Origin of the sequence: uncultured Chloroflexus sp., assembly GCF_937129525.1 — a bacterium.
GTDB lineage: Bacteria > Chloroflexota > Chloroflexia > Chloroflexales > Chloroflexaceae > Chloroflexus.
In genome coordinates this window covers 88,732-114,195 of the sequence record NZ_CAKZNK010000108.1, presented here as the reverse complement: position 1 = coordinate 114,195, position 25,464 = coordinate 88,732, and the positions used below count along the sequence as shown (strand labels likewise).

The 25,464-nt window shown below is 57.4% G+C and carries 25 protein-coding genes; 15 read left to right on the top strand and 10 right to left on the bottom strand.

The genetic code is table 11. From position 1 onward, the window contains the following. The first annotated feature begins 5 nt into the window (after nucleotides 1–5). Nucleotides 6–1,295 carry an AI-2E family transporter gene (locus tag Q0650_RS14075; RefSeq protein ID WP_298820014.1) on the top strand — a complete coding sequence of 430 codons (1,290 nt, stop codon included), beginning with the start codon at nucleotides 6–8 and terminating at the stop codon, nucleotides 1,293–1,295. A gap of 127 nt (nucleotides 1,296–1,422) precedes the next feature. Here Q0650_RS14075 and Q0650_RS14070 read toward each other — a convergent pair whose 3' ends face one another. Continuing rightward, nucleotides 1,423–1,986 (bottom strand): HD domain-containing protein, encoded by a 564-nt coding sequence (locus Q0650_RS14070; protein WP_298820012.1) that lies wholly within the window; start codon nucleotides 1,984–1,986, stop codon nucleotides 1,423–1,425. 189 nt (nucleotides 1,987–2,175) lie between these two features. Between Q0650_RS14070 and Q0650_RS14065 the strand changes: the two genes are divergently transcribed. Genes Q0650_RS14065 through Q0650_RS14055 form a run of 3 tightly spaced genes read left to right on the top strand, consistent with a single transcriptional unit; the run spans nucleotide 2,176 to nucleotide 4,029 of the window. After that, nucleotides 2,176–2,895 carry an SDR family oxidoreductase gene (locus tag Q0650_RS14065; protein ID WP_298820010.1) on the top strand — a complete coding sequence of 240 codons (720 nt, stop codon included), beginning with the start codon at nucleotides 2,176–2,178 and terminating at the stop codon, nucleotides 2,893–2,895. A gap of 17 nt (nucleotides 2,896–2,912) precedes the next feature. Further along, nucleotides 2,913–3,728 carry a class I SAM-dependent methyltransferase gene (locus Q0650_RS14060; RefSeq protein WP_298820008.1) on the top strand — a complete coding sequence of 272 codons (816 nt, stop codon included), beginning with the start codon at nucleotides 2,913–2,915 and terminating at the stop codon, nucleotides 3,726–3,728. After that, nucleotides 3,706–4,029, top strand: coding sequence for a hypothetical protein (locus Q0650_RS14055; RefSeq protein WP_298820007.1), 324 nt, complete (start codon nucleotides 3,706–3,708; stop codon nucleotides 4,027–4,029). Before Q0650_RS14060 ends, Q0650_RS14055 begins: the two co-directional genes overlap by 23 nt. On the opposite strand, the gene Q0650_RS14050 is transcribed toward Q0650_RS14055, so the two are convergent. Both Q0650_RS14050 and Q0650_RS14045 read right to left on the bottom strand, forming a co-directional pair. Next, complete coding sequence (locus Q0650_RS14050) at nucleotides 4,020–4,958, bottom strand: 1-phosphofructokinase family hexose kinase (protein ID WP_298820006.1); 939 nt, start codon at nucleotides 4,956–4,958, stop codon at nucleotides 4,020–4,022. The two genes, Q0650_RS14055 and Q0650_RS14050, sit on opposite strands and share 10 nt — an antisense overlap. 231 nt (nucleotides 4,959–5,189) lie before the next feature. Next, the gene (locus Q0650_RS14045) at nucleotides 5,190–6,443 is read right to left on the bottom strand and encodes an acyl-CoA dehydrogenase family protein (RefSeq protein ID WP_298820005.1); all 1,254 of its coding nucleotides are present in this window, start codon (nucleotides 6,441–6,443) and stop codon (nucleotides 5,190–5,192) included. A gap of 213 nt (nucleotides 6,444–6,656) precedes the next feature. On the opposite strand from Q0650_RS14045, the gene Q0650_RS14040 reads away from it, so the two are divergent. Next, the gene (locus Q0650_RS14040; RefSeq protein WP_298820004.1) at nucleotides 6,657–7,844 is read left to right on the top strand and encodes an iron-containing alcohol dehydrogenase; all 1,188 of its coding nucleotides are present in this window, start codon (nucleotides 6,657–6,659) and stop codon (nucleotides 7,842–7,844) included. 42 nt (nucleotides 7,845–7,886) lie between these two features. Here Q0650_RS14040 and Q0650_RS14035 read toward each other — a convergent pair whose 3' ends face one another. Genes Q0650_RS14035 through Q0650_RS14025 form a run of 3 tightly spaced genes read right to left on the bottom strand, consistent with a single transcriptional unit; the run spans nucleotide 7,887 to nucleotide 9,424 of the window. Further along, nucleotides 7,887–8,288 (bottom strand): anti-sigma regulatory factor, encoded by a 402-nt coding sequence (locus tag Q0650_RS14035; protein ID WP_012258524.1) that lies wholly within the window; start codon nucleotides 8,286–8,288, stop codon nucleotides 7,887–7,889. Next, complete coding sequence (locus Q0650_RS14030; protein WP_298820003.1) at nucleotides 8,275–8,661, bottom strand: STAS domain-containing protein; 387 nt, start codon at nucleotides 8,659–8,661, stop codon at nucleotides 8,275–8,277. The genes Q0650_RS14035 and Q0650_RS14030 overlap by 14 nt, the downstream gene beginning before the upstream one ends. 49 nt (nucleotides 8,662–8,710) lie before the next feature. Beyond that, on the bottom strand, nucleotides 8,711–9,424 hold the full coding sequence (locus Q0650_RS14025; protein ID WP_298820002.1) for a diacylglycerol/polyprenol kinase family protein: 714 nt from the start codon (nucleotides 9,422–9,424) through the stop codon (nucleotides 8,711–8,713). Between the two features lie 189 nt (nucleotides 9,425–9,613). On the opposite strand from Q0650_RS14025, the gene Q0650_RS14020 reads away from it, so the two are divergent. Together Q0650_RS14020 and Q0650_RS14015 are read left to right on the top strand one after the other, a co-directional pair. Then, nucleotides 9,614–10,885 carry an alkaline phosphatase family protein gene (locus Q0650_RS14020; RefSeq protein ID WP_298820001.1) on the top strand — a complete coding sequence of 424 codons (1,272 nt, stop codon included), beginning with the start codon at nucleotides 9,614–9,616 and terminating at the stop codon, nucleotides 10,883–10,885. 63 nt (nucleotides 10,886–10,948) lie between these two features. Then, nucleotides 10,949–12,538, top strand: a complete 1,590-nt coding sequence (locus tag Q0650_RS14015; protein WP_298820000.1) for a hypothetical protein — start codon at nucleotides 10,949–10,951, stop codon at nucleotides 12,536–12,538. Between the two features lie 31 nt (nucleotides 12,539–12,569). Here the strand turns inward: Q0650_RS14015 and Q0650_RS14010 are convergent, their stop codons facing one another. Together Q0650_RS14010 and Q0650_RS14005 are read right to left on the bottom strand one after the other, a co-directional pair. Next, nucleotides 12,570–13,811: an MFS transporter gene (locus tag Q0650_RS14010; RefSeq protein WP_298819999.1), complete on the bottom strand. Its 1,242-nt coding sequence runs from the start codon at nucleotides 13,809–13,811 to the stop codon at nucleotides 12,570–12,572. Between the two features lie 2 nt (nucleotides 13,812–13,813). Next, nucleotides 13,814–14,272, bottom strand: a complete 459-nt coding sequence (locus tag Q0650_RS14005; protein ID WP_298819998.1) for a MarR family winged helix-turn-helix transcriptional regulator — start codon at nucleotides 14,270–14,272, stop codon at nucleotides 13,814–13,816. Between the two features lie 595 nt (nucleotides 14,273–14,867). On the opposite strand from Q0650_RS14005, the gene Q0650_RS14000 reads away from it, so the two are divergent. The 4 genes from Q0650_RS14000 to Q0650_RS13985 all read left to right on the top strand — a co-directional run bounded on the left by Q0650_RS14000 (nucleotide 14,868) and on the right by Q0650_RS13985 (nucleotide 19,265). Further along, nucleotides 14,868–16,184 (top strand): sugar ABC transporter substrate-binding protein, encoded by a 1,317-nt coding sequence (locus Q0650_RS14000; RefSeq protein WP_298819997.1) that lies wholly within the window; start codon nucleotides 14,868–14,870, stop codon nucleotides 16,182–16,184. A 216-nt stretch (nucleotides 16,185–16,400) separates the two neighbouring features. Beyond that, entirely contained in the window at nucleotides 16,401–17,342 is a 942-nt protein-coding gene (locus Q0650_RS13995; protein WP_298819996.1) for a carbohydrate ABC transporter permease, read from the top strand. 13 nt (nucleotides 17,343–17,355) lie between these two features. Then, nucleotides 17,356–18,195, top strand: a complete 840-nt coding sequence (locus tag Q0650_RS13990; protein ID WP_298819995.1) for a carbohydrate ABC transporter permease — start codon at nucleotides 17,356–17,358, stop codon at nucleotides 18,193–18,195. A gap of 14 nt (nucleotides 18,196–18,209) precedes the next feature. Beyond that, nucleotides 18,210–19,265 (top strand): UDP-glucose--hexose-1-phosphate uridylyltransferase, encoded by a 1,056-nt coding sequence (locus Q0650_RS13985; protein ID WP_298819994.1) that lies wholly within the window; start codon nucleotides 18,210–18,212, stop codon nucleotides 19,263–19,265. A gap of 96 nt (nucleotides 19,266–19,361) precedes the next feature. Here Q0650_RS13985 and Q0650_RS13980 read toward each other — a convergent pair whose 3' ends face one another. Then, nucleotides 19,362–20,453 (bottom strand): sterol carrier protein domain-containing protein, encoded by a 1,092-nt coding sequence (locus Q0650_RS13980; protein ID WP_298819993.1) that lies wholly within the window; start codon nucleotides 20,451–20,453, stop codon nucleotides 19,362–19,364. A gap of 224 nt (nucleotides 20,454–20,677) precedes the next feature. Here Q0650_RS13980 and Q0650_RS13975 point away from each other — a divergent pair, with 224 nt between their 5' ends. The 4 genes from Q0650_RS13975 to surE all read left to right on the top strand — a co-directional run bounded on the left by Q0650_RS13975 (nucleotide 20,678) and on the right by surE (nucleotide 24,294). Next, nucleotides 20,678–21,436, top strand: a complete 759-nt coding sequence (locus Q0650_RS13975; RefSeq protein WP_298819992.1) for an RNA polymerase sigma factor — start codon at nucleotides 20,678–20,680, stop codon at nucleotides 21,434–21,436. 100 nt (nucleotides 21,437–21,536) lie between these two features. Further along, nucleotides 21,537–21,920: a zf-HC2 domain-containing protein gene (locus Q0650_RS13970; protein WP_298819991.1), complete on the top strand. Its 384-nt coding sequence runs from the start codon at nucleotides 21,537–21,539 to the stop codon at nucleotides 21,918–21,920. A gap of 168 nt (nucleotides 21,921–22,088) precedes the next feature. Next, nucleotides 22,089–23,348 carry a VWA domain-containing protein gene (locus Q0650_RS13965; protein ID WP_298819990.1) on the top strand — a complete coding sequence of 420 codons (1,260 nt, stop codon included), beginning with the start codon at nucleotides 22,089–22,091 and terminating at the stop codon, nucleotides 23,346–23,348. Nucleotides 23,349–23,535: 187 nt separating this feature from the next. Continuing rightward, nucleotides 23,536–24,294, top strand: coding sequence for a 5'/3'-nucleotidase SurE (gene surE, locus Q0650_RS13960; protein WP_298819988.1), 759 nt, complete (start codon nucleotides 23,536–23,538; stop codon nucleotides 24,292–24,294). A 161-nt stretch (nucleotides 24,295–24,455) separates the two neighbouring features. Here the strand turns inward: surE and Q0650_RS13955 are convergent, their stop codons facing one another. Further along, entirely contained in the window at nucleotides 24,456–25,406 is a 951-nt protein-coding gene (locus Q0650_RS13955; RefSeq protein WP_298819986.1) for a DUF4938 domain-containing protein, read from the bottom strand. Nucleotides 25,407–25,464: the final 58 nt, after the last annotated feature.

Below are 25,464 nucleotides of genomic sequence, written 5' to 3'. Positions count from 1 at the left end.
GTTGCATGAGTTTCTTCACTCCCCAACAGATTCGTCGTGTTGCGCGCTGGCTCCTGATTCTGGCTTCGCTCTACCTGGTCGGCTGGCTGATCAGCCATGCCGGCTCGGCGATCATGCCGTTTGTCTTTGGTGGTGTGCTTGCCTATCTCTTTCTCCCTCTGGTCAATTTTTTTGAGCGCTGGTTGCCGCGTTGGCTGTCGATCCTGCTGGTGTATGTGTTAACGTTTGGCGCGTTAGTCGGCGCAATCGCCTTTGTTGTGCCGCCGTTGATCGCTCAGATTGCGGATCTGATCCGCGCTTTGCCCGATATTCCAACAATCCAGCGTGAGGCTAACCGCTTGATCGATGAGTATGAGCAGTTGCTTGCCAGTCTGCCGCCGCCGATTCAAGCCGAGGTGCAGAGCGCAATTGCCTCTGCTACGTCAGAGGGTTTGAGCACACTGCGGGCCAATTTCGTCAGCTATCTGCAAGGCATCGGTCAGTTTCTGATCAGCAGCATTCTCTCGGTTGTGAATACTGTCACCTTCTTGCTGGGTTTCTTCCTGGTTCCGTTCTGGCTCTTCTACGTCTTGATGGATCAGCGCGCCGGACGCGAGTATCTCAACAAGATGATCCATCCCTGGCTGCGGGCCGACTTTTGGGCGATGATCACGATTATCGACCACGACCTCAGCGGCTATCTGCGCGGTCAATTGATCCTGGGTACATCGGTAGGGTTGGCGGCGTGGATCGGTTTGACAGCCCTCAATATGGCGGGGATGGAGATTCCGTATACGGTGTTGCTGGCGGTCGTCGCTGGCGTGACCGAACTGGTGCCGGTGATCGGGCCGATTATCGGCGCAATTCCGGCGATTTTGCTTGGCCTGGCCGACTCGCCAACTACGGCGCTGGCAGTGACGATTCTGTACATTGCGATTCAACAGCTCGAAAACCATATCCTCGTCCCGCGCATCATCGGCGAGAGTGTCGGTGTTCATCCGGCCATCCTGATGGTGGTGCTGGTGGTTTGCTCGCAGGCCTTCGGGTTGTTGGGCGCAATCCTCTCGGCTCCGCTCAGCGCAATGGCGCGCGATCTGTTCCTCTACCTGTATGGCCGCCTGAGTGATCCACCCGCTCCGGCTGGCGTTTTGCCCGCCCGGTTGCGTCCGGCGGCAGCGCTGGCCGAAGTCGTTGCCTCGCCTGCCCCGGCATCGTCTCCCAATGCAGATCCGGCTCCGGCCTCATCAACTGAAACATTGGCTGCCGAGACGCCTCGTTCACCGCCGGTTACTGAGTCGCCTGTTGAACGTTCATAGTCAGCGCATTGCGCGCCCAACCAGTCAGGGTTGGGCGCGTTGTTGCGGTCTGCGTGACAAAGCCGGGCCATTGCCGACGTATTAGCAAATCGCAGACCGATACAAACCGAATCTGTGGAAGTTACGGCTACTGTGAGGTTTCACTGCTCAGGATGCGCTGACGGGTCAGACCGCTACGCCCTAATCGACGCCAGAGTGCGCTAATCAGTCGTCGGTGTCGCCGCCGCGCATAGCGGGCTGCATAAAAGGGATCGCTCTGGCACAACTGGCGTCGCACGCGCAAACTGCGTCCCGATAACAAACCGCCGACAAATGCGCCCAGGTCGGCCAGCGATGCTAACTTGTCGGCAACGGCCAATACCCAACCCTCGCGCGTCGTAGGACGCGGCCCAAAAGGGTACATGTGGCTGATAATAGCCGCAGAGACTGCTTCGGGTTCACCCAGCTCGGCAGCAATGCGCGCGGCAATAGCGCCGTGCGTGGTTAACGTGCCGTACCGTGAGTCAAGATCGTGGAGAAGAGCGGCGCGTGCGCATGTTACCTGATCGGCACCGAAGAAGGGCGCGAGATAGTACGAGAAGTGAACCGAGCGTAGCAGGTGATCGTGCTTGGGTACACTGTGATGCATATGGTGGCGTGTCTCAACAACCCGTGGATGGTGTAACAGATCTGCGATGGCCTCCCAGTACATTGCGCCCCTTCTCCTGATGTGATGTTACCTGTTACGTTATACCATATTTTGGCTCGCCAACACAATGGTAGCGCGACGATTCTACCATCCCATTACCATCGTGCCATCGGCAAAAAGGTCTATATTTCAGATATTCCTCAGGTATAATACTCATGGATCCGATCGCCGACGACCAGCGGAGAAGGCAATATGAAGTTGAAAGGGCGCGTTGTCATTGTAACCGGAGCTTCAAGTGGGGTTGGTTATGCGGCTGCTCGATTGTTTGCGCACGAAGGCGCGACGGTTATCGTCGCTGCGCGCCGCAAAGATCGGCTTGAACATCTGGTAAGTATGATTACCGCTGAAGGTCACAATGCCTTCGCAATTCCAACCGATATTACTGTTCCGGCGCAGGTACAATATCTGGTCGACTCTACGGTACAGATGTTGGGACGGATCGATATTCTTCTGAATTGCGCCGGCAATGTCGAAAAGATTGCGCCACTCGAACAGTTTACCGATGCAGAGTGGCAGGCGGTCATGAATGTCAATCTCAACGGTGTCTTCTACCTGATGCGCGCAGTGGCGCCATATATGAAGCGCCAGCGCAGCGGTACGATTGTCAATCTCGGCTCGCGCGTCGGCAAGATTGGCGTGGCTAATATTGCGCCCTTCTGCGCGGCTAAGTTTGCGCTCTCTGGCCTATCACAGGCGCTTGCTCAAGAGCTGCGTCCCTACAATGTTTTCGTGACCACGGTCTTCTCCGGCATGATAGACGCCGATATTGCTCCGCTCAACCCTGCCGAAGAACTGCGTAAGCGGTTGATGACCGTCGATGATGTGGCGCAGGCCTTGCTTTGGGTTTGCACGTTGCCACCTAGCCTGCGGGTTGATGAATTGCCGATTATGCCGCGCACAGTCGATCTGTGAGCGTGTCCGGAGTCGTTATGGCCGATCAGGCATCGCGCGATTGGTGGGAAGAGCTGCTGCAAGTCTATGAGTTTGCGCATTACCGCCAGTACGCCGATGAGTTGACCCGTCGCGAAATCGATTTTCTGATCGACGCTCTGGGTTTACGTGGCGTTGAGACGATCCTCGATGTGGCTTGCGGTGGTGGTCGCCACAGCCTGGCGCTGGCGGCGAGAGGGTGGACGGTCGTTGGCCTCGATGCCGCCGCGTCGGTGATTGCGCACGCTCGCGCTGCCGCTGCCGAACGAGATTTGAGTGTTGAGTTTGTGGTCGGGGACATGCGCGATTTGCCCTATCGCGACCGGTTTGACGTGGCTCTGTTGATGAACAGTAGCCTGGGCTTTTTCGATGATGAGACCAATCAGGCGGTGCTTAACGGCATTGCGCGCGTGCTGGTCCCCGGCGGGAAACTGCTGATCCAATGTCTGAATCCTTATCAGATCGATCGCTATCTCCGCGATTTTCGCAGCGGCTGGTATCCGATTGGTAGTGGCTTTGTCTTGCGTGAAGCGCGCTTCGATCCGCGTCAGGCGATGCTTCAGATCAATTACCGCTATGTCGATGCCAGTCGCGGTATCGATGTTACTCATCCCGGTGATCATATTCGCCTCTACGGTTTTCCCGAATTGACGGCAATGCTGCGCAACGCCGGTCTTCGTCCGTTGAGTGTGTTTGGCGATGCGATCTTGCCGCCGGTTCCGTTTGCAGAAGAGAGTATCTGGCAGGTGGTGATCGCAACCCGCGACCGCCCGGTCAGGAGGGAGGCAGAGGATGCAGATCACGCTGATCGGTGAATTTGAGGTGTCTTACCATCCCGAAGCGACGCCAGCCCTTATTTTGCACCATCTGATCCGTGGTTATGACGCAGTGGTGCTCGATGCCGACGAAGTGGCGGTGTTACGCGAGTTACTGGGCGTGATGCAAAAGCGCATTCGCGAATTGGGTAGTTATCGCCTGATCCTCGGCGCCGGCGGCGATCTAACCTTTTACACTGCAACCGGCCAGCGGAGCGCCTATCTGACTGCCGATCAGATGCGTCTGTTGGCCCGCGTGATCGGCGCAACTCCACCCCAGCCTGCCGAAGTTTACCAATAACCGATGCCTATCTGGTTGAGCAGGTTGGATACGGTTTTCTCCTCGATCAGCCCCGGCGCCAGCGTGAGGGCATCGGCGACAGCGCAGGCGCTGGCCAGGCGCATCGCTGTGTCAAGCGATTGTCTGTTACTCAGCGCCACCGCCAGACCAGCGAAAAATGAATCGCCACATCCAATTGGATTGCGTACCGGTATGGCCGGCGGGATTGCAATCACGCCACCCTGGTCGTCTATTCCAACCGCTCCTTGCGCTCCCAGCGTAACTACCACAACGGCGATCCCGCGCTGATGTAATTCGGTAACGGCCTGCTGGGCAGTGGCGACGTTGCCAATCGTCATACCAAGCAATGCCCCCAACTCCTCGCCATTGATCTTTACTACGTCAGGTCTGGCCGCCACAGCCGCAGCCAGGGCCGGCCCGCTGGTGTCAACCAGCACTCGTCGGTTGCGCGCGTGAAGGGTTTGAATGAGGTTGGTGAGCATCTCAGGCGGAACGTTCGGCGGTAAGCTACCACAGATGAGATGGATCTCTTCGTCTACCGCCAGGATGCGCTCGGTCAAGGCATGCCATTCGGATGGATTGAGTTTTGGCCCGGTCTCATTCAATACGGTCACCAGGTCAGATACCGAATCGACGATCAGTGTGCAAACTCGGGTTTCGTCGCCAATCGGAACGACGTGGAGCGATAATCCCTCTTGCGCAGCCAGCCACGCTACTTGTTGACCGGTTAAACCGCCGAGTGGCGCGCAGATCGGAGCGTTAATGTTGAGAGTTCGCGCAGCGCGGGCCACATTTAGCCCCTTGCCGCCAGCGGAAGTGTGGGTTGTCGTTACCCGTCGCGCGGTGCCGGGTTGCAGATGTTCGACCGTCAAAATGCGGTCGAGTGCCGGGTTTGGCGCGATAACACAAAAGCCTGGTCGCTGAGTCATTGTTGTTTCTCAAGAGTGTGAATTGCTCGCGCCAGATGACACCACGACGCCAGCCGGTAGTGATCGAATTTCGATTGGAGCGATGCGCTCTTGGCATTGGTGGCGCCGTATCCCGGGTTTGGCGCGCGATACGGCGCTCACTCGTGTTGGTTCGAATCAAAACATTACATGCACACCGCTAAGTGATTCCTGTCAGTCGAATTGCAGACTATCGCGCTATCGATGCCGACCTTACTCTTCACTCTCCCACAAAATCGGGTCATACGCCGGCAACTCGCAACGCAAGTGAGGATATTTACGGTAGCCCATCACGAAATCGGCCTGCAACAACTCTTGCAATTCACGGGTGCCTTCGTAGATGATGGCGCCGCGCGCGTTGCGCAGATAACGCTCGACCGGGTATTCATCGGCGTAACCATACGCGCCGTGGATCTGAATGGCATCATCTGCCGCCTCAAAACTGCTAACCGTAGCATGCCATTTGGCCAGAGTCGTCTCGCGCGTATTGCGAATCCCTTTGTTCTTCATCCAGCCTGCCCGATACACCAGCAGGCGCGAGGTGTCGAGCTTGCGTACCATGTGGCTGATCATCCGCTTGACAAGCTGATGCTCACCAATCGGCACGCCGAAGGTTTGTCGTTCGCGCGCGTAGCGAATGCTGGCTTCGAGACTGGCCTGAATCAGGCCGGTAGCGCCAGCGGCTACCGTGTAGCGGCCATTGTCGAGAGCGGCCATCGCGATTTTGAAGCCTTCTCCTTCCTCGCCCAGCCGGTGCGAGAGCGGTACGCGCACATCTTGCAGAACGACGCCGCCGGTATTGCCGGCCCGCACACCGAGTTTGCCGTGAATGGGATAGCTACTGACCCCTGGCATTGTGCGCTCAACGATGAAGGCGGTAATGCCACGCGGTCCGGCAGTGGGATCGGTCTTGGCAAAGACGAGGAAGTTGTCGGCCAGATCGGCCAGGCTGATCCAGATCTTCTCGCCATTGAGGATGTACGAGTCACCGTCACGGCGTGCCGTTGCCTGCATTGCTGCCGCGTCGGTGCCGCTGTTCGGTTCGGTGAGGCAGTAGGCTGCCAGCTTTTCGCCGCGCGCCTGTGGGGTCAGGAAGCGCCGTTTTTGTTCTTCGGTACCCCATTGTAACAGCGAGAGCGAGTTGAGACCAGTATGCACGCTCATCACGACGCGTAGAAAACTATCAACGCGCTCCAGTTCCTCGCATACGACCGCCAGCGCAAGATAGTCCATTCCCGCGCCGCCATAGCGTTGTGGGATACAGATGCCAAGCAATCCCAGCTCTCCCATCCGTTTGAGCACGGGGCGCAGATGTGGTCGATCTTCTGGTCCTTCGGCTTTGGCGCCGCTGCGATCCCATTCACGAATGTAGGGCGCAACTTCGCGCTCGGCAAAGTTGCGTACCGTCTGGCGCAGCAGCTCGTGTTCGGGGCCAAGAAACATGTCGTAGTTTGCGGTCAAATCCATAGCGATACTCCTTTGTATCGAGCAGCGCGGGTCAAACGCCCTCGCCATGACGCGAACGTCTTGATTATACCGTGAGAGTGGTGATCTGGCGATGTCGATCACCGGTACGGTCGATTTTGACGCGCTGCGCAAGTCGTATTACACTTGAGGTAACATTCTCCAGGTCAGCGTCTCACAGATGTTGCAAGCTACTCGCCAGAAAGGAGAGGGCATATGATGCCGCCGCGAGAGTTCATCATGCCAGCGCAAATGGTGATCGGCTCAGGCGCCGTTGATCACGTAGGGGCGCAATGCGCCAGACGAGGCTGGAAAAAGGCATTATTGGTAACCGATCAGATTATGCAAAAGATCGGCGTGGTCGGGCAAGTCGAACAGAATCTGGCCAATCACGGCATTGCCAGCGTGGTCTATGCCGGTGTCAATACAGAACCCGTGGTCGAATATGTCCAGGAGGGTCTGGCGGCTTACCATGAAGGCGGCTGTGATTTTGTCGTGGCGGTTGGCGGCGGTAGCCCGATTGATACAGCAAAAGCGATAGCGGTGCTTGTAACCAACTCTGGCTCAATCGAACAGTACAAGGGGATCGGGAAGATTGCCAATCCCGGCGTGCCACTGGTGGCTATCCCGACAACTGCCGGTACCGGTAGCGAGGCGACAATCTACACCGTCATTACTGATCAGAAGACGGATGTGAAGATGCTGATCGGCAGCCCCTACCTGATGCCGACGATTGCGATTGTCGATCCGATGCTGACCATCTCATCGCCGCCGAGCGTGACAGCAGCCACGGGCGTTGATGCGCTGGTGCATGCAATTGAGGCGTATGTATCGGTGAAGCGACAGCCGATGACTGACGTGCTGTGCCTTTCGGCAATTGAGCTGATCGCCGGGAATATCCGGCAGGCATGGGCGAATGGCAACAATATCGAGGCGCGTGAAAAGATGATGTTAGGCGCGACGCAGGCCGGTATTGCCTTTAGCAACTCGTCGGTAGCGTTAGTGCATGGCATGTCGCGCCCGATTGGCGCCTACTTCCACATTGCCCATGGCGTTTCCAATGCGGCCTTGCTGGCAGTGGTCACCGAGTTCAGTCTGGTGGGTGATCCCAAACGGTATGCAGACATCGCGCGGGCCATGGGTGAACCGATTGATGGCCTGTCGCCAATGGAGGCTGCTGACCGGGCAGTAGTTGCGATTCGTCGGCTGGTGCGTGACATCAAAATTCCATCACTGCGCCAACTGGGTGTGTCGCGTGAGCGATTGATGGAACTGGCGCCGGCAATGGCCGATGCCGCCATCGATAGCGGCAGTCCCGCCAATAATCCACGCAAGCCGACCAGGCAGGAGATCATTGAACTCTACGCGAAAGCGTATGATGAGGGTGAGCGGATGGAGGGTTAACTACCGGCTAGTGATGGGTGGATCGTTGCGATCCACCCATCACTAATTGCGCCACTTTCGGCAAACGATGGTCGTGCCGACGCCCTCTTTCGACTTAATGTCGAATTCGTCCATGAGCCGTTTCGCGCCGGGTAACCCCATTCCCATACCGCGTGACGTGCTATAGCCGTCTTGCATCACCAGATCAATATTGGGAATGCCGGGACCCTGATCTTCGCAAATAATCTCGATCCCCTTGCGCGATCCCTTCTCAATGTCGCGCACAGTAACGTTACCGGTGCCAGCATAGAGAAAGATATTGCGGGCCAATTCGCTCACTGCCGTAGCGATGCGTGCCTGATCGATTGGCCCAAAGCCGAGCGCCTTGGCCATATCGCGTGCCATTGTGCGCGCGATGACAATGTCAAGGTCGCTTCGAATGACAGCAGTCTTACTCTGCGCCATCGTCGCTCTCCTCGTTCGTCATCCGCTGCATCATCGCCAACCCCTTTTCGAGGTTCAGCGCGGTGAGCACGCGCGGTAATTCAAGTCCTAGCTCGACCAGGGTAATGGCCACTGCCGGCTGCAAACCGGTCAAGACGACCCTCGCGCCCATCAAGCCGGCCATTGCGGCAATGTCGGCAATCAATCGACCAATAAAACTGTCAACCACATCGAGAGCGGTGAGATCGATGATCACGCCGCGAGCGCGGGTATCGTGGATCTTTTGCAACAAGTCATCTTTGAATTGCACCGCGGATGCATCGTGCAGGGCCACCTGAATCGATGCTATCAGGATGTCACCAATCTTCAATATCGGTATGCGCAAGGTGTCCAAGACGTGCTCCTCTTACCGTTGCAGTGAGTGTGGCTACACTACCCCCTTATTATGGCACAAACGGCAGGATTCCTGCAATCACGGCGCCGGCCAGTAACGGAACGCTCAAGTTATCGGTGCCATGCGGCGAAACACCTTCGGCGATGGTTGCAACCAGCGCGGCAGCGAGACTGGCTATCAATGCTGCTCCGGCGCTAATCGGTGCGCTCAGCGGGCTAAGCGCCGATCCCGGCACCAGTAACAGGGTGAGAAACATCGCGATGGCGCTGGCAATAAACATTGCTGCCGAACCTTCAAACGAGCGACGTCCCCGCCCCACCTGATAGTGGTGGCGGCCCCATCGTTTGCCGATGATGGCGGCGAGCGCATCACCCCAGGTCATCGCCATCGTGCCGGCAGCCGCGATGTATCCTCGATCTTGTGGTGAATCGGTCCGCCAGAAAACGAGGAAGAGCAGGGTAATTGACAGCGCAAAATAGACCGTGCCCGGCGTGCTGTCGGGAGCGTCAACCGATTCCAGCAATCGGAATCGGTAGAAGATGAAGTTTAGCACAATGAAGGTGGCAAAGGGGATGATACCAATTGTCCAGTTTTCGAACAGGGCCAATACCCCAAATACCCACATTCCGGCGCCGATGTGGACGAATTTGCGCGTGAAGTCTTGCGGATAACCGCGCCAGCGTCGAATCACTTCAGCAACAATGAGCAGGCCAAATGCATACCCAAACGATACTAGCAGGCCGATGAGATCGCGTGTGCTCATAGTGGCGCCAGAGCTATTGATGGCGAAACTTGCCTCTTATTCTATCTGTATGCAGGCAACTCGTCAATTGACCTTAGATAGTATGGGTGGTGAAAATTTAATGACAATAGTTATTCAAATGTGGAGCATACTCTGGTGGACTGTGGTACAGTTTAACCAGCATCGGATAGTCTTCTCAAGGAGTGCGTTATGCTGGTTGCCGAGTCAACTGCCGCTATCGCAGCCGCAACGCGAGATGAACATCACGTATTCCCAATCTATGACACCTACGGTTTTGCCCGTATTCCGGCAACAATTGAGCGCCTTTTAACCGGTGCGTCGGTTGCTGGCTTGCCTGCTGCTGCACTGGCTGGTTTGCCGGAACGGCCACAGACGGTCGTTTTGCTCATGCTCGATTCGTTTGGCTGGGAGTTCTTCAGCCGATTCATCGATCATGCGCCATTTCTGCGTCGCTTTCTCACGACCGGACGCATCTGTCAGTTGACCAGCGCCTTTCCTTCAACGACTGCTGTGCATGTAACGTTGCTGCACACCGGTCTCGCTGCCGATCAGAGCGGTATCTACGAATGGTATATCTTTGAACCCGATCTGCAAGCCGTGATCGGTTCGTTGCTCTTCTCGCCCGTATTTGAACGCGCAGCCGATGGGTTAGTCGCTTATGGTGTCGATCCGAATCAGATCTATCCCCCAGAGCGTTTCTATCGGCGCCTGGCCGACGCCGGTGTTACCAGTGCGGTATTTTTGCCAGCAGCGCTGGCCCATTCTGTGTACACGCGCGTGTTGTGTCAGGGTGCGCTGATAACGCCGTTTCAATCGATTGCCGATGCGGCTACCCGGTTGCGCTATTTGTTCGAACATCAGCAAGGACAGGGTTTTTATCACGTCTACTTCGACTCAATCGATGCGGCGATGCACGAACACGGCCCCACCGCAGCGGCTGTCACGACGGTTATTACCTCGGTGCTCGATCAACTCGAACAGCACCTCATGCCCGTGTTGCAGGCAGCGCCGCAGCCGACGCTGCTGATGGTGACTGCCGATCACGGTCAAATGACAGTCGATCCGCAGCAGAGCATTGTGCTCAATCGTCTCTGGCCTGACCTTGAGCGTTTCTTGCGACACGGTGGCGATCATCGCCCCTTGCCACCATCAGGATCACCGCGAGTAACCATGTTGCATGTGCAACCAGAGGCGGTGGAAGAGGTTCAGGTTCAGCTCCAGCGTCGCCTCGGCGAACGCGCCACAGTGTTGCGTACCAACGATTTGCTTACGTCCGGTTATTTTGGGCCACAACCCGGCGTGCGCTTGCGCGCGCGGTTGGGGGAGTTAACCATTTTGCCCGGTCCTGACGGCGCAATCGGTTGGGAGCATCCCCGCGCCAAACCGGTCGCATTCCGTGGCTTGCACGGTGGTCTGACTGCGGCTGAGATGCTGACCGAGTTGGCGCTGTTAGCCCTGTAGTTGTCGCTTGCCGCAGTGTGATAAGATAACGAGAGATGCTTGCTTTGTAGCGGAGGCGCTTCTGTGTCTGAGACCGAACCTTCACCTCCTTCGCCAACACCCAGGATACGCTTCAACCGTGATACCTGGCTTTTGATCGGTGCTCTAGCGCTGCTTGCGCTCGGTGTAGCCTTGACCTTCATCTTTTCACCTGGTGTCGATCAGATTGGCATTCCTGCAACTACTCCATCGCCTGTATCGGCGCGGCCACCCACTCAGATTGCGCCTTATCCGATCGCGACGACGGCGCCAGCCGGTGGTGTGGTGACGCTGACACCAGCCTATCCGGTAGCCCTGCCGACTGTTGACATTGCCCAGACCCAAACAAGTGTAGTGCTGGAAATTACTGCGCTGGCGGCCACGGTGCAGGCTGAAACCGGTATAGCTGTCATTCCCACCGCAACGGCACCGGCCTATCCGGTTCCTGAAGGTACGCCACCGGCGCAGCCCACGATAGCGCCAACCGCGACCATCCCACCGCAGCCCACGGTTGCCATTCCGCGTCCGACTTCGCCACCACCTCCCACTCCGACCAGTTCCGATCTGATCATCGATGATAGCCCAACGTCGCCGCCACCACCAACGGCAACGCCATTGCCAACCGCCACTCCTTTGCCAACCCCAATCCCGGCGCTCGTACTACGCGGCAGTACGCGCTGGTCTGCCGGGCAAGGCCCAATTGTCCTCAATCGCGATGTGCAGATTCCACCCGGCAGTGAACTGATTATTGAACCGGGGGTTGAAGTGCGTCTGGCGCCGGGTGCCTCAATCTATGTCGATGGCGGTCGAATGATTGCGCTGGGTCAGCCCGATCAACCGGTGCGCTTCACTGGCGCTACCGGCGCGCGCTGGGGTGGTATCTTTGGTCGGCCTGGCGGATTTATCGCCCTCGAACACACCGAAATTCGCGGTGGTGGCCTGGGCGGAACGGTGCTGGTCAGTGAAGAGGGTGGCCTGGTAATGCGCTTTAGCCGTATTGTCAATAACGGTGGCGGAGTGATCGTGGCCGACTCACAGCTCGATCTGAGACAGAGCGAGATTGCCGGCAACGATGTGCCCTTTGGCGCCGCGCTTGAGGTTTCATCTGGTCGGGGGAATTCGGTAACTCTGGTTGGCAATCGGATTGGCGGCAATCTTTTGAGTGCCGGCGCGCCAATGGTGCGTGTCGCCAATCAGAATGGCCGCGAAACAATGAACCTTACTATTGAAGGTAACCTGTTTCGCGGCGGCAGCGCTAATCTGCAATTAACGACAAACGGTACGTTGCAAGGAACAATCGTTTGCAATGCGTTAATCGGTGACAATCTGGGGCTGAGTTTGCGGAGCGAGACGTTACAGGTCAACCCTGACGGCACATTTCTGATGCCGTTACGGATCGAACAAAACCTGATCGAGGGGCATACTCCGGTCATCCGACCAACGTACCTTACCTTTGGTATCGGTCGCGGCGCTGCGAGCGAAATTGCGCTCGATATGCGTAACAACTGGTGGGGGCATGCCTCTGGACCATATGAACCTGATGCAAACCCGCAAGGCATCGGCGAAGCGGTTGGCAGCAATATCACGTTTGCGCCCTGGCTGGTAACGCCGCCGCCGTGTGCGCCAGCGCGGTAACAGGCTGGTAGTGGCCTGAGTGGGCCAGGCGCTACAGACGACGCAACTGTGGCGCTTGCCATTCGACGACCAGCACCAGTAGCCAGCCGATCACGGCGCTGCTGGCGACCACCAGCGGCACGCTGCCGACCAGCTCGGCAATACTGCCGGCCAGCATACCGCCGAGCGGGCTCAAACCCATCAGCATCAGGGTAAAGACGCTCATCACTCGTCCGCGTAGATCATCAGGGACGATCAATTGAATGAGCGTGTTGGTGAGAGCCATAGTGGTTACGCCGGCCCAACCGCACAGACCTATCAAGATCAGCGCCAGTGGCACACTTCGCGTTTGCGTAAAGCCGATCAGAAGTGGCGCATAGAGCAATGCTGCTGTAGCCAGTAACTTGCCGCGCGGCGCATCATCGCGCAACTGGGCCAGAATCAGGGCTGCGACGAGCGATCCCATGCCGCTGGCTGCTGACAACCAGCCCAGGCCGACAGCGCCGATCTGCAAAACGTCGCGCGCGAAGACGGGCAACAGGGGGATATGCACGAAGCAGAACATGCTAACGGCGCCAGCGCGAAACAAGAGGGCGCGAACGTCAGGCTCACTGGCGATGTAGCGCAACCCGGCGCTAAGCAGGCCGCCGCGACGCGGTCCTGCCGCTGGTCGCGCATCGAGGCGCATCAGCAACAGGCTGGTCAACACTGCGCCAAAACTGAGCGCGTTGAATAGAAAAGCCGGCCCTTCGCCAATCCAGGCTACGACGATACCGGCAACAGCCGGCCCCATCGTGCGCGCGCCATTGAAAATCGATGAATTCAGGGCGATTGCATTTAACAAATCTTCGCGCCCCACCATCTCGACGGTAAAAGCCTGCCGCGCTGGCGCGTCAAAGGCATTGACTACGCCTAGCAGCAATGCCAGGATCAACACGTGCTCGATCTGCACCAGACCACTGAGCGTGAGACCGGCCAGGATTGCTGCCAGCAGCATAGCCGTCGATTGGGTGATGAGCAGAACTCGCCGTTTGGGAAAACGATCGGCAACGGTGCCGGCGAAGAGAGAGAATAGCAACACTGGCAGCGAGTTGGCTGCCGCAACCAATCCAAGCAAAAGCGGCGAGTCAGAAAGCCGTAATACCAGCCATCCCTGCGCGACACTCTGCATCCACGTACCGGTGAGGGAGATCAATTGCCCGGCAAAGAAAAGGCGATAGTTGCGATGACGAAGGGCGCGAAACATTGCCAACTGGCGTTGATCGGACGTGGTGAGCGCAGAGCTTGATCGCATAGCTATTCTTCTCGATCAACGTGCGTTCGCAGCGCATCGTAAAGATGCTGCATCGCTTGATGAAAAGCAGCCAATTCTTCTGGTGAAAGATAACTGAGACGTTGCTCGACCATGCGGCGATGGCGAGGCCGCAACTCATCGATGAGCGCTTTGCCGGCGGGTGTCAATTGCACCAGAGTTACCCGGCGATCGCGCGGATCGGTTGCGCGTTGCACCAGACCGCGCCGTTCGAGCCGGTCAACGAGGCGGGTGAGGTTAGAATTGTCGGCCAACATCTCGTTGCAGATATAGCTCAACGGCACGCCCTCTTCGGTAGCGTAAAAGAGAATGGCGTATTGCGGTGTCGAGAGGTCATATGGCCGAAATTCTTCACGATTAAGTTCCTGGAAGCGGCGGTGTAGCTTCAGGAAGAGCCGGTATGCTTCAATTTGCGGTGAGTCGCAGGTGCTGATTTCAGGCATAGCTTGTTCCTAGACTTATCAAATATTGTAACAGCAATGATCGGGTATGTCAAGTAAAACATGCGCCTGATACTGTTTACCGTTAGTATCAGGCGCTGTGCATGCCGATGGCTCACCAGTAAAAAGCAAAGAGCCAAACCATGAGGAGAAATGCGACCGCTCCGGTCAGCGTAATGGCGAGAAAGACGGGCTTGACTTCGGGATCGCCACTCCACTCGGGTTGCATACTGTGCTCCTTTCCGGCGTCAGGCGCCGATATGCTCTGATGTGACACATTGTACCGCGTTTTGAAAGAATGGGTGACAATGACAATAGTTGACTTAACCAGATCGTGGATTGCAGGTCGTGTAAGCTGTGATGTAGTACAGGACTTCGTAGGGTGACGCCTTCCGCTTCCACAATGATTGCGTATACTGCTGCCATCAATTGGCTGTAACTTGCATAGTTCGCATAACAACCATATAATGCTTCCACCATGCATTGCGCCCGTACCACGCAGTGTTGCATTTCGTAATGGCACGCCCCATTCATGAAGTCGGCTGCGTGCCGGGGCTGTGTGTGGTGGTGACAGGTTGTTGAGAAAGGAATAGCAAGGATGCTGCGGAAACATACCCTCTCATGGATAGCGCTGATCGCATTGTTTGTCACGCTGCTTGCTGCTTGTGGTAACCAGCAGCCTGCAACCGGCGGCACTGGGAGCAGCGGTAGCAATGTGACGACTGGCGGCCAGGCAGTGACGATACGGTGGCGCACTCGTCCCGGCGACGCTGCCGAGCAGCGTGTCTACGAAGAGTTGAATGCGCTGGTCAACGAAAAGCTGAAAGATAAAGGGATTACGGCAGTTTACGATCCGGCGCCGAATCAAGGCTACTTCGAGAAGCTGAAGACCGAGCTGGCTGCCGGCAATGCTCCTGACATCTTCTGGATTGGAGGCGTTGAGCTGGCAGATTTTGTGAACACCGGTCAGATTCTCGATCTTAAGCCACTCATTGACGCCGATAGTAGTTTCCAGTTGAGCAACTTCTACCCGAACGTGATCGAGCAGTTGACCCGCGATGGCAAGATTTATGGCTTGCCGCGTGACATCTCGACCATGGTGGTCTACTATAACGAAGACCTGTTTAAAGCAGCCGGGCTGAAGACGCCGAAGGAACTGGCAGCCGAAGGCAACTGGAATTGGGAGACGATGCTGGATGCCGCGCGCAAGCTCACCGATCCGGCGAATCAGCAGTACGGTCTGGGCTTTGGTAACTGGTGGGGGCCGGCCTGGGGCTATTTCATCAATGCTGCCGGTGGTAGCCCCTTCACCCCTGACCGCCGTGGTTGCGCTCTGAATACTCCTGAAGCGATTGCCGGCGCGTCGATGGTGCGCATGCTCTACGATGAGAAGTTGTTGCCGGCTGGCGATGCTGATGGTGAGGCGTTGTTCAATGCCGGTAAGGTGGCAATGTACTTCAACGGGCGCTGGTTTACCCCTGGCGTTCGCACCAATGCCCAATTCAATTGGGATGTGGCGGTGATGCCGGAAGGTAAGGTGAAGAGCACGTGGCTCTTCTGGGGGCCATATCTGGTCAGCGCCAGGACGGCGAATGCTCAGGCTGCCTGGGAGGTGTTGAAGGTGTTGACCAGCGCTGAAGCTACGGCGAAGGTAGCGGCTCTGGGTACCAATATTCCGCCCCGCAGCGACCAGGAGGCGGTAAATGCCTTCCTCGCTTCGACGCCACCGGCCAACAATCAGGCCTTCCTTGATGGTATCTCTTACGCGGCGTTGGAAGCGCCGGTGTGGGATGGCAACTGGGCCGATTTCAGCGGCGCCGTGCAGAGCCTCTGGGATCAGATGATTGCCGGTCAGATCACGCCGGAGCAGTTTGGGCAGCAAGCCTGTGAGCAGACGGCCAGTACGTTTAAGTAGGCCGTGCTGCGATGGGGCGGGTGACGGGCGTGCGTCATTCCCGCCCCTGTTGTTGTCATCATGGAGGGGTGATAACAAGCCACCCTCTCCAGACCCGCCAGTTTGGAACGTTGCCGGGCTGACGTTCGCTTTCGCGGGTGATGAGGCTGGTTGCGCCTCGTCAGCCCTTAGTTTCTTCATAGTCGTGGATCAAAAACGCTTTCCAGGAGGGATACCATGGCCAAACAGGCGCCGGCTGCTCTGCCTGTCACGCCGCCGCGTCGCCTGAGCGGGCGGCGCGCGCGGCAATGGATCGATGCGTTCGGCATGTTGCTACCGACAATTCTGGGTGTGCTGATCTTTTTCCTGGTTCCGCTTGGTATCTCGTTTTACCTGAGTTTTACCGATGCGCGCCTGTTCGGCGATCCGAATCTGGTCGGTTTGAATAACTATCAGCGCGCCTTGTCTGACCCAACGTTTTACCGGGCAATGTGGAATACAGCGGCCTTTTCGATGGTAACGCTGATCGTCTCCACTGTGCCGGCGTTGTTGCTGGCAGTCATTCTCAACGAACGGATTGCCGGACGCACCTTCTTTCGCGCTGTGTTTTTTATCCCGGTGGTAGCGTCGGTTGTTGGCGTGACCCTCCTCTGGCGCTATCTGCTCAACGTTGACTTTGGCTTTGTTAATTACGCCATTCGCCTCCTCGGATTTGAACCAATCCCATGGTTGACCCGACCTGAATGGGGTTTGGCCAGTGTGATTCTGGTCTTCTCGTGGAAGACGATTGGGTACAATATGGTAATCTTTCTGGCCGGTTTGCAGGGGGTGCCGCCACAGCTCTACGAAGCGGCCAGTCTTGATGGCGCCAGTCGCTGGCAGCAGTTTCTCTACATTACCGTGCCGATGTTGTCACCGACGACATTCTTCGTGCTGGTAACGACCCTGATCAATTGCTTGCAGGTGTTTGATGTGCCGGTCGCGCTCGGCCTGACTCGTTCTAATACTGTTGGCCCCGCTGACTCGATGCTGACGATTGTGCCGCTACTCTGGCGCGAAGCATTTATCGGTGGCCGCATGGGTTATGCCTCGGCGCTGGCCTGGCTGTTGTTTGTAATCATTCTGCTGCTCACCCTGATCCAGTTCCGTTTGTCACGGCGGTGGGTGCATTACGAGTAAGCGAGGCAGGGCAATGGCAAGTTTGATCTTACGCCGACCTTGGGAACGTGGGCTGGCATATCTGATACTCAGTCTAACTGGTTTTGTGATGATCTTTCCATTCATCTATATGGCGCTCTCTTCGCTTAAGCCATCAACCGAAGTAGTGCAGGTGCCGCCGACATTGTGGCCGAGCGAAGTGCGCTGGTCGAATTATCTGGAAGTGCTCAGTATCGTGCCGCTCGGCACACAGTTGATCAATACGGTCATTGTTACGGTATTAGTGGTGCTTGGGTGGGTGATCACGTCGGTGCTGGCCGGCTATGCCTTTGCCCGGCTCGACTTCCCTGGTCGCGAGTTTCTGTTTGGGGCGTATCTCGCCACACTGATGGTGCCGTTTGCCGTGCTGATCGTGCCAATGTACCGTCTCATGCTGGTCTTCGGTTGGGTGGATCGCCTGGAGGCGTTGATCGTTCCCTGGTTGTTTACCGCCTATGGCACGTTTCTCCTGCGTCAGTTCTTTATGAGCGTGCCAAAGGATTTGGAAGATGCAGCTCTGATTGATGGAGCGTCGCACTGGGGAATCCTCTTTCGCATCTTTCTGCCGCTGGCCCGTCCGGCAATCGCTACGCTGGCTACGTTTGCCTTCCTCTATGCATGGAATAGTTTCCTCTGGCCGCTGATCATCATTAGCAGTCCTTCAAACAAGGTCGTTACGCAGGGGTTAGTCGATTTGCAGGCGCTCTATGCCGCTCGCGTCGATCTGATTATGGCCGGATCAACGCTGGCGGTGCTGCCAACCCTGATCGTCTTCCTCTTTGCCCAGCGCTACTTTATTGAAGGGATTGCGACCTCTGGCCTGGCCGGGCGCTGATAACGGAGCTGCGCATGAGTCACCTCAATCTCTTTAGCTCGCCACATCGCCGGCTCAACCCGCTTACCGGCGAATGGGTGCTGGTTTCGCCTCATCGCACACAGCGCCCATGGTTGGGGCAAGTTGAAACATTACCCCCGGCTGAGCTGCCGGCCTACGATCCGGCTTGTTATCTGTGTCCGGGCAACACGCGGGCAAATGGCGTCCAGAATCCGGTCTATACTGAAACGTTTGTGTTTGAAAATGATTTTGCTGCCCTTCTCCCTGACACGCCTTCAGAACGGGTGAGTATCCGGGCATTGACCGGTGTTGACGGCGCGACCGGGCCAACCTTGCTGCACGCCGAAACGGAACGCGGTCTCTGTCGGGTTGTCTGCTTTTCACCCCGCCACGATCTGACTCTGGCCCAGATGACGCAGGCCGAAGTTCGGCGCGTTGTTGAAGTGTGGGTCGAGCAGTATCAGGAATTAGGCGCCATCGATTGGGTACAATCGGTTTTGATCTTCGAGAACCGCGGCGCGATGATGGGCGCTTCCAATCCGCATCCTCACGGCCAGATCTGGGCCAACGAGCAGTTACCCAATGAGATGCGCAAAGAGCTGTCAACCCAAACGGATTACTGGCGCGAACACAATCGCTGTTTACTCTGCGATTATCTGGCGCTCGAGCTGGTCGAGGGTGAGCGGATTGTGGCGGCGAACGAAACGTGGGTCGCGCTGGTGCCGTTTTGGGCTGTGTGGCCGTTTGAGACGCTGGTGCTGCCACGCGCCCATGCCGGCGCGATGAGCGATCTCACCGATGCCGGACGCGACGGATTGGCTGCCATCTTGCGCGAGTTGACCGCGCGTTACGACCGCCTCTTCAACGTTGTTTTCCCCTACAGTATGGGTTTCCATCAGCGCCCAACCGACGGCCTGCCACACGACGGCTGGCATCTCCATGCCCATTTCTACCCGCCATTGCTGCGCTCGGCCACAGTGCGTAAGTTTATGGTTGGGTATGAGATGTTGGGGCAGCCGCAGCGCGACCTGACGCCAGAACAGGCGGCAGCTCGTTTGCGCGCGGTGTAGTATAGCAAGGGTAGGGCAAACTGAATCGAGACATTGCGTGGCGATTGCCGGTAGCGCGGGTGAGTTCGATCTGCGTCGCTCATTCGGGTGTGTCCGCTATATCACCACCGGAAAGAGACTCTCTAGCAGTTCGAGACCGTGATCGGGGCAGCGCAGATCACCGGTCACGCGCAAGTCGCTCACGCTACGCCGACCCAGGAGCAGCGCCGTCAAGCCGCCGATGCTGAGACGGTCTAGCGCGATGTCGGTCGGGCTAACCCCGGCATCAATGGACACTGCATTTGCGTGAAACTCGAGCCGCGCTGCGCCCCACTCACCCCGCAAGCCGATGCTTCCTTGCCAGCCTGCATATCCCGATCCCGCCAGACGGCGGGAAAATGTCGATTGGTGCGCGCGCAAGGCCGTTAGCGGGTCAATAACGCTCCACAATGGCATGATCTCATCATCTAGCGGGCGGCGGAGCGTCAGTGTCGCGCCCATTTCCAGCGCAGCCTGCGCCAAAGGATGGTCTGGCGTTAACTCGATTTCGCGCGTGTCTGGCGGCAACTGCGCGAGCAACGACCGCGCCGCTGCGGCATCCACGGCGCGGCCATTGATCAGGCGTTGGTTGGATAACTCGACATAACCAATAACCTGACCTGAACGGTTGCGCGTCACCAGTGGTGGCCGATGCGCCAGCAGCCAGCGCCAGTCAGGTTCGTAGCGCAGCGGGGTCACGCAACGCGGCGCCGGGGCGCGCCGGTCGAGCGCTACCAGATCGGCAATGTCGGCGGTCGTTGCCGGTGTCAGTGTGCCATTACCGCCACTCCATTCCAATCGGCTCCAGAGCGTTGCCGGAACCATGCCCCACCGGTTAGCCAGCCGCAGCGGCAGCGCGCAGCGTAGCCAGGCCATGCCGCCGGCAATGGCGGCGTCAGCAGCAGCAGCGAGCAGCATCGCCTGGAGTTCGGGATCGTTACTCCCATATAACACGACCTCGGCAACTTCAGACTCCGTCTGCTGGCGTTGCCAGCGGGAATGGGTCAGTAAGCTGATTCCGCAATCGCCAGCGGCGTTTTCGGCCAGCAGGGCCCATTCCGGCTGATAACGCGGGTGGGCTTGCTGGCGGACAAATAGTTCCGGATCGATCACGTGGCCGACACGCGGCAGGATAGCGCTGGTGATAGGGTTTATCGTGACATTGGTCATAGTGGTCAGTCAGTGCCGATGTTTGGTAACGGCGACGAAGGTATTGCCAATAAACGATATTTTGACCGGATTTGTCATCTCCTGCTCATCTACGCATCTTCCCGGCAGGCGCGCAGCTTCCTACAATGCGGCTCAGAAGAAGCGCACAAGCGCGAGCCGCAGCGCTGCGAACACGCCAGAACGCAAAGCGGATTGTCTCGCAGCAAGTACACAGTGAGGAAGACATGATTGCGCCTACCACGACTACTTCGAACTATCCGACCCAGGTGCATACGTCAGTCGTAAGCGATGAAGCAGCAACCGGCATCGCAGCGCTGACAGTTGACGAACTTGCTCACCGGTGCGCAATTGAGAGTGAACGGTTCTACCGAGGACAAGCGCACGATTCGCGTTACAGCTATGAACTCTTTCGTCGCGCGCTGGTTGAGCGAGACGAAGTGGCATGGCATTACCTGTTCCAGCATTATAGCCCTTTGGTAGACAGTTGGATCCGGCGCAGTGGAGCATTTGTCAGCAGCGGCGAGAGTAGCGAATATTTTGTGGTCGGGGCATTTGCCAGATTCTGGCGCGCTGTCACGCCCGAACGCTTTGCCTCGTTTCCCAGCCTCGCCTCACTCTTGCAGTATTTGCAGCTCTGCGCGTCGAGTGTGGTGATTGACACGGTGCGGGCGCAATCGTGGGCAGAGATGATGCCAGAAGAGCGGATCAATCCGCAGCGCACTCCCCCGGCTGCCCCTGATGAAGAGGCGATGCAGCGTATCGATCGCCAGGAGTTCTGGAACTTTATCGATAGTCAGCTCCACAGTGAGAGCGAACGGGTAGTGGTATACGGTTCGTTCGTGTTGGGCATGACGCCACGCGCTATTTTCGAGCGTTACCCTGCGCTGTTTGCAACCATCTATGACGTGTACAACGTTAAGCGTAATGTTCTCAGCCGCCTGAGTCGCAATGGCTACCTGCGCGCGCTAGCCGGGCAGGCGTAGAACCGATTGCCAAATCGCGCAGACAGGGACGTGAAAAACGTCCCTGTCTGCGTTTGTTTAGCAGGATAGAGATCGCAAGAGTAAACGGAGATGCGCCGCTATGGATGAAGAACCGCTTGACGACGGCGCCACTCATCTCACCAGTCTGGAACTAATTGCAGCAGCCGATGGCGACGTTGATGAAGCGGCGCTGCATCATCTGCGTCAATGCCCCCGTTGTCTCCAGCGCGTCGCCGCGTTGCGGAGCCTGCAACAGGCGCTGCGTCATCGCCTCTACCGAGCGCTGTGCCCTTCTACCGATCAGCTCGTTGATTACTGTCAGGGATTGCTCTCTCCGGCGCAGCAGGTGCTGATTGCTCGCCATATCGCTGCCTGCCCCCATTGCAGCGCCGAGATCGATCTCCTCATGCAACGCGATCCATTAATCGACCGGCTGTTGCTTAGCGATCTGCTCAATGTGCGCTTATCGCGCTACGCGCGGTGATGGTGACTCCTCACCTGTCAGCGCAGGCCGACAGGTCTCCTCAGGTTCGCAATTCCCTGGATTGCGCGGTACAATACAACTACGTGCAACTACCGCTGCCATCATATCGTCGCATAGAAGTGAAGTCAGCTCGCCAGGAAGCGGGAATTTCGAGACGAGGAGTTGACTATGGCAGGAGAAGTGACTCTGCGCGCCGCGCTGGCGCGTCCCTTTTTGGCGGTAACGAATACGCCGCAGGTGGCCTACATTTTGCTGGAAGCGCAGCCGGCGTCGCAGATGACCCAGGTCCGGATGCCGGTCAATGTTTGCTTCGTGCTCGATCGCAGCGGTTCGATGAAGGGTGAGAAGATTGAGCGGCTGCGCCAGGCAGTGACAAAAGCGATTGAACAGCTCGATCAGCAAGATTCGATTGCGATTGTCATTTTCGATCATCGCGCCGAGGTGCTGGCGCCAGCGCAGCCGGTGCGCAATCGCCCGGCAATTCTGGATCTGGTGCATCGTATTCGTGATGCCGGCGGCACTCGCATTGCGCCGGCAGTCGAAAAGGGATTGCTTGAGTTGCAGAAGATGCCTCCCGGCGTTCGACGGCTGATCTTGCTCACCGACGGTCAGACCGAGCACGAAAAAGAGTGTTTGCTGCGCGCCGAAGATGCTGGTCGTCTCGGTGTGCCGATTACCGCTCTGGGTATCGGCAAAGACTGGAACGAAGATTTGCTGATCGAGATGGCGAATCGCTCGAAGGGAGTAGCCGATTATATTGCCCAGGCTGGCGAAATTGTCAATTACTTCCAGCATACAGTGCAGCGCGCTCAACAGACGGTGATTCAAAACAGTGTTTTGACACTTCGTCTGGTGCAAGGGGTGACACCGCGCGCTGTCTGGCAGGTAACGCCGTTGATCGACAATCTCGGTTACCAGCCGATCAGCGATCGCGCCGTAAGTGTCAATCTTGGCGAACTGGAGAGTGCCCAGCCGCGGGTGCTGTTGATCGAACTGCTCGTCGATCCGCGACCCCTGGGGACTTATCGGGTTGGACAGGCAGAGTTGAGCTACGATGCGCCGGCGTTACGACTGACAGGCGAAAAGGCAAAGCTCGATATTATGCTGACCTTCACTGCCGATCCAACGCAGATCCAGCAGGTGAATCCAAACGTCATGAATATTGTCGAGAAGGTGAGCGCGTTTAAGTTGCAGACCCGTGCATTGCAAGACCTCGCAGCCGGTGATGTGCAGGGCGCGACGCAAAAACTCAAGAGCGCAGTGACTCGCCTGCTAAACCAGGGTGAAGTCGATCTGGCCGCGACGATGCAACAGGAGATTGCCAATCTTGAACAGCAAGGTCAGATGTCGAGCGAAGGCCAGAAGACGATCAAGTTCCAGGGGCGCAAAACGGTGCGGTTGACCGATATCGAGTTGCCAAAGGAATAGTGTCACGAGGGTGTGGTTGTCAGGCGCAGCCGGTTGCGCGCAGGCTCGTCCTATCAGAGGATGGCATTCTCGGCAGCGCGCGGGTATGGCTCGGTGAACGCAGCCGCTTGCGTGGATGGATGTGATCTGGTAATGTCTGAGTCTCAAGTCAACAAGAGTGGGTTTGCAGTAGAGCAGGTCATGCGCTATGTATATTCTGATTACGAACGATGACGGGTTCCAGAGTCCTGGTCTGGCTGCATTGCGCGCCGCGCTGAGTGAGATTGGCGAAGTCGCGGTTGTTGCCCCTGACCGCAATTGGAGCGCTGCCGGCCATTATCGCAAGCTGTTTGACCCACTGCGCGCCTGGGAAGGGACATTGAGCGATGGTTCGCCAGCGTTGATCTGCGACGGCACACCTGCCGATTGCGTTGCCCTTGCTGTGATGGGATTGCTCGACCGCAAACCCGATCTGGTGGTATCAGGGATCAATCTGGGCGCGAATCTCGGCACCGATCTGCTCTACTCAGGCACCGTCGCCGCGGCAATGGAAGGGCTGGTCTTTGGTATTCCGGGGTTGGCAGTATCGCAGGTGCGGCCTAAAGATGGGCATTGGGATTTTCGCGCGGCGCAAGTGGCCGTGCAGCGGTTGGTATCTGTTATCCGCGAACGCGGGCTGCCTTCTGAGGTGCTGCTCAATCTAAACATTCCGGTCATCGCTCCAGATGAGTTGCGTGGGATCAAAGTGGGACGGCTCGGGCGACGCATCTATCGCGATGAACTGGTTGTGCGCTACGATCCACGTGGACGACCGTATTACTGGATCGATGGCGCTGAGCCGGAAGATCATTACGAAGAGGGGACTGACATCGCTGCGATTGGTGAAGGGTACGCCAGCCTGACACCGGTGCAGATGGATTTGACCAGCCATCGCTGGCTGGAAGAACTGCGTCAGTGGCAGTTGTAAGAATGTCGAAGGAAGACTTCGGTTGCGGCGGCGATTTGCTGTGATATTGAGCAGCAATCAGGTAATTGCTTTGAATTCAGTCAGACTCTCAGACTGTTTGCGCTCGTTCAATCTGTTTTGCGCGCTGCGACCACTCTGCCGGGCAACTGGTCTACGCTCGATCAAGCCGGTTCGCGTGTGTCTGTCTTCCCTATCGACCAACCGATAACCCCGTTGGGCGCATAACCGATCAACGCATGCAATGCTGGATCGGTCAGGTTGATCAGCGTTGGTGCCGTGCTGCACAACATCGGCAATCCCAATGCCTTCAGCCATTCATCATCGTCGAAGGCAGATGGCGGACGCTGACCGGCTCGGTCGGTAATCACGGCCAGATCGCAGCGATCGAATGGCAATCCTTCCCGTAGCAGATGTTCAGTTTCCAGACCGACTACCAGCGCGGTACAGGTTGGATCACTCAGCGCCTGAAGTACGCTATCCCGATTGGCATGATCGATAGCGCGCGCCTCATAGCGGGCTGCCTGTTCGGCAACAGCCTGACTGCGGTAACGCTCACCGGTGACGGTCACGATGGGAATGCGCCCTAGTTGTGACCATGGTGGTTGTATGTCGGGCGTAGCGCGTAGATCGTCAATTGTCGTAATCCAGCTTCGATCACCCTGCCCGAGCAGCACGCGACGATCGGGCAAGATGGTCGTCGGAATGTCGCGCTGGCGGGCATTCGCCATCAGTTGCAACGCCGCGACCGGCAATGCCTGCGCCTGTCGGCGGTCGCGTAACGTCAACAGCGGCTCGTCGGGATCCCATTCGGTATTGCCGGTCAGTTCCGCATTCAAGCCCTCAACCACATACCGGCAGAGTTCAGCGCCGATAGCTGGTTCTCTGGTGGCGAAGAAGGCGCTGATTAGCATCCCATCGGCGTGTGGTTGTGCGGTGACGTGCAAGTGAGCGATCACCATCCCGATAGCGAGCGCGCCGCCTTTCAATGCGCTGCGCAGGCGTTGCGAGTAGTCGGCAGGCGCGCTAACGCGCAATGCCACGCCGGTCTGAGGGTGATAGATGTTTGGCCCGTGAAGCGCAGCGAGCTGCACAATGGTTAAGGGTTGTTCCATACGTTTCAGGTCATGATAAGATTGAGGCTATCGCTATCAATACAGATTGAGATGGCGC